Source organism: Ramlibacter sp. (assembly GCF_035706265.1).
Lineage (GTDB): Bacteria > Pseudomonadota > Gammaproteobacteria > Burkholderiales > Burkholderiaceae_C > Ramlibacter.
On sequence record NZ_DASSVG010000091.1, the window covers coordinates 1 to 3,690 of the forward strand.

General features: G+C 67.7%; 3 protein-coding genes. 1 reads left to right on the forward strand and 2 read right to left on the reverse strand.

What is annotated here, in order from left to right; all coding sequences use genetic code 11:
* Both VFM98_RS03470 and pilB read right to left on the reverse strand, forming a co-directional pair.
* Positions 1–1,203 (reverse strand): type II secretion system F family protein (locus VFM98_RS03470; protein WP_325108510.1); only part of this gene is annotated, 1,203 nt, incomplete at its 3' end.
* 141 nt (positions 1,204–1,344) lie between these two features.
* Entirely contained in the window at positions 1,345–3,075 is a 1,731-nt protein-coding gene (pilB, locus tag VFM98_RS03475; RefSeq protein WP_325108511.1) for a type IV-A pilus assembly ATPase PilB, read from the reverse strand.
* Positions 3,076–3,248: 173 nt separating this feature from the next.
* Here pilB and VFM98_RS03480 point away from each other — a divergent pair.
* Positions 3,249–3,690 (forward strand): glycosyltransferase family 2 protein (locus tag VFM98_RS03480; protein ID WP_325108512.1); only part of this gene is annotated, 442 nt, incomplete at its 3' end.

The following is a 3,690-nucleotide window of genomic DNA, read 5'->3' on the forward strand; positions in this document are numbered from 1 at the left end:
GCCCAGGATCACCATGATGATCGGCTCGAGCAGGGTGGACAGCGTATCGACCGCGGTGTTGACCTCTTCCTCGTAGAACTCGGCCACCTTGAACAGCATGTTGTCCAGCGCGCCGGATTCCTCGCCGATGGCGGTCATCTGCACCACCATGTTGGGAAACAGGCCGGTCTGGCGCATTGCCAGCTGCAGCTGGTGGCCCACCGCGATATCGTCGCGCATCGTGCGCACCGCGTCGCCGTAGACGATGCTGCCGGTGGCGCCGGCCACCGCGTCCAGCGCCTCCACCAGCGGCACGCCGGCGCGGAAGGTCACGCCCAGCGTGCGGGCGAAGCGGGCAATCGCCGACTGCCGCAGGATGTTGCCCATCACCGGCAGCTTGAGCATCAGCCGGTCGAGGAAGTGCGCGAACTTGGTCGAGCGCTTCTTGGCCATCACGATCGCCACGATGCCGCCCACCAGCACGCCCACCACGATGTACCAGTTGTGCTGCATGAACTCCGACGCGTTGATCACGATCTGCGTCGGGGCCGGCAGCTCGGCGCCAGCGTCCTTGAAGGTCTGCGCGAACACCGGCACCACGAACAGCAGCAGGATCATGCTGACCAGGAACGCCACCACCATCACCATCACGGGATAGAACAGTGCCTTCTTGATCTTGCTCTTGATCGATTCCATCCGCTCCTTGTAGGTGGCCACCGTGTCCAGCACGGTGTCCAGCACGCCCGCGGACTCGCCGGCGCGCACCAGGTTGCGGTAGAGCTCGTCGAACTGCACCGGGTACTTGGCCAGCGCCTCGTTGAGCGAGGCGCCGCCCTCGATGCCCTGCTTGACGTCGGTGAGCATGTTCTTGAAGCGGACGTTCTTCTGGCCGTCGGCGATGATCTCGAACGACTGCACCATCGGCACGCCGGACGCCATCATGGTGGCGATCTGGCGGCTGAAGATCGCCACGTCGCGCGGCTTCACCGTGCTGCCGGAGGCGCCGAACAGCGGCTTGGCCTGCTCGCGCACGGTCTGCGGGTTCATGCCCTGGCGGCGCAGCTCCGCCTTCACCAGCGAGGCGTTCTTCGCCGGCATGGTGCCTTTCATGCGCTTGCCGCGCTTGTCCAGCGCAACCCAGTCGTACAGGGTCATCTGGCTGACCTGCGCGCGCTGGGCGCCCACGTCACGCGAGTTCTTCGCCGTAGCGGTAGCCGTGGCCATGTCTGTTCCCCCTTCGTCCCGCCCCGGTCGGCCCGTGGCCGACCCAACCCCAACAGCTTATTGCATTTCCAGCGCCGCAATCCGTGCCGCCGCGCGCAGCCCGGGTGTGTCCCGGGCCACGGATCGGCGGCCGGCCGTGGCCTAGTCCGTGGTCACGCGATCGATCTCGGTCAGGCTGGTCAGCCCGTTCTTCACCTTCAGCAGGGCGGAGGCGCGCAGGTCGTTGATGCCGGCCTCGCGGGCGGCTTCGGCAATCTGCATGGCGTTGCCGCCCTTGAGGATGATCTTCTGGATCTCCTCCAGCATCGGCATCACCTGGTAGATGCCCACGCGGCCCTTGTAGCCCTCGTTGCAGCTCTCGCAGCCGACCGCCTCGTAGATGGTCAGCCCGGCGTCGATGTCCTTCTGGCTGAAGCCGGCGGCGAGCAGCGCCTCGGGCGGCAGCTCCACCGGCTTTTTGCAGTCATGCAGGCGCCGGGCCAGGCGCTGCGCCACGATCAGGGTGACCGACGAGGTGATGTTGTACGGCGCGATGCCCATGTTCATCAGGCGCGCCACGGTCTGCGCCGCGTCGTTGGTGTGCAGGGTGGACAGCACCATGTGGCCGGTCTGCGCCGCCTTGATGGCGATCTCGGCAGTCTCCAGGTCGCGGATCTCGCCGACCATGATCACGTCCGGGTCCTGGCGCAGGAACGAGCGCAGCGCGGCGGCGAAGGTCATGCCGCGCTTGGTGTTCTGCTGCACCTGATTGATGCCCTCCACGCGGATTTCCACCGGGTCCTCCACGGTGGAGATGTTGCGCTCGGCGGTGTTGAGCATGTTGAGCGCGGTGTACAGCGACACCGTCTTGCCCGAGCCGGTGGGGCCGGTCACCAGCACCATGCCGTAGGGCTTGTGGATGGCGTCGACGTAGAGCTTCTGCTGCTCGGGCTCGTAGCCGAGCTTCTCGATGCCGATCTTCGCCGCCGAGCCGTCCAGGATACGCAGCACGATCTTCTCGCCGAACAGCGTCGGCAGCGTGCTGACGCGGAAGTCCACCGCGCGGCTCTTGGACAGGTTGAGCTTGATGCGGCCGTCCTGCGGCACGCGCTTCTCGGCGATGTCGAGCTGGGCCATCACCTTCAGGCGCGAGGAGATGCGGCTGGCCAGCTTCATCGGCGGGCTGGCCACCGCGCGCAGCATGCCGTCCATGCGGAAGCGCACGCGGTACTGGGTCTCGAACGGCTCGAAGTGGATGTCCGAGGCGCCGCGGCGGATCGCATCCACCAGCACCTTGTTGACGAACTTCACCACCGGCGCATCGTCGCCGCCGGTGGCGTCGATGCCAGTCTGCTCGGCCTCCTCGTCACCGCCGGAGGTTTCCAGCTCCAGCCCGTCGAGCTCGCCGCCGCCCACATCGCTGATGGTGTTGCTGGCCGCGGCCAGCGCCTGCTCGATGGTCTTGGTCAGCTGGCCGCGTTCGACCAGGATCGGCTCGACCAGGCAATTGGAGTGGAACTGGATCTCGTCCAGCGCGTGCGACTGCATCGGGTCGGCGATGCCGACGTACAGCCGCTTGCCCCGCCGGAACAGCGGCAGCGCGCGATGCTTGGAGATCAGCGCCTCGCTGATCAGGTTCACCGGCATGTTGGCCGGCAGCATCGCCGACACATCCATCAGCGGCATGCCGAACTCCACCGAGGCCACCTGCGCCAGCCGCGCGCTGTCCACCAGGTGGTGGTCCAGCAGCCAGGAGGCGAGGGTGGCCTTGGCCTGCGCCGAATCGGTGACGGCCTTGCGGGCGTCGGCCTCCGGCAACACATTCTCCGACACCAGCCGCCGGGCCATGCCGGAAAGGCCTGCCAGCGACGCCGCCTGTACTTGAGATGACATGGTGAAACCCGCCCCAGCCCGCTGATTCACGTGAAATTTAGCCCACTCTAGCAGTGCGGCCATCCGCTGCAAACGCCAATCCGGGACCGCGGTCACGGGCACGCGGCGGGTGGTCCGGCGCAGCGGCTCATGCTCACGTTATGATCCCCGGCCAGACCCGGGGGAGCCCACCGTTGAAGCTAAGCATCATCCTGCCGGCCAAGAACGAGGCGGCCGCGCTCGTGCGCGTGCTGCCCGAGCTGCGCCAGCGCCATCCGGACGCCGAGATCATCGTGGTCGACGACGGCTCCACCGACGACACCGCCGCCGTCTGCGCGCAGGCCGGCGTGACCCGGCTGGCCTCGCCCTACTCGATGGGCAACGGCGCGGCGATCAAGCGCGGAGCCCGCGCCGCGACGGGCGACGTGCTGGTGTTCATGGACGGCGACGGCCAGCATGCCCCGGCGGACGTGGCGCGCCTGCTGGCCCGGCTGGACGAGGGCTACGACATGGTCGTGGGGGCCCGCTCGTGGGGCGGCCAGGCCGGCGTCGGGCGCGGCGTGGCCAATACCTTCTACAACTGGCTGGCCACGCGCATGACCGGCCACAAGGTCGCCGACCTCACCTCCGGCTTCC

What these genes read in the sequence shown, in the direction of transcription:
- pilB (WP_325108511.1), bottom strand. Translation starts at nt 3,075, where the DNA reads ATGTCATCTCAAGTACAGGCGGCGTCGCTGGCAGGCCTTTCCGGCATG.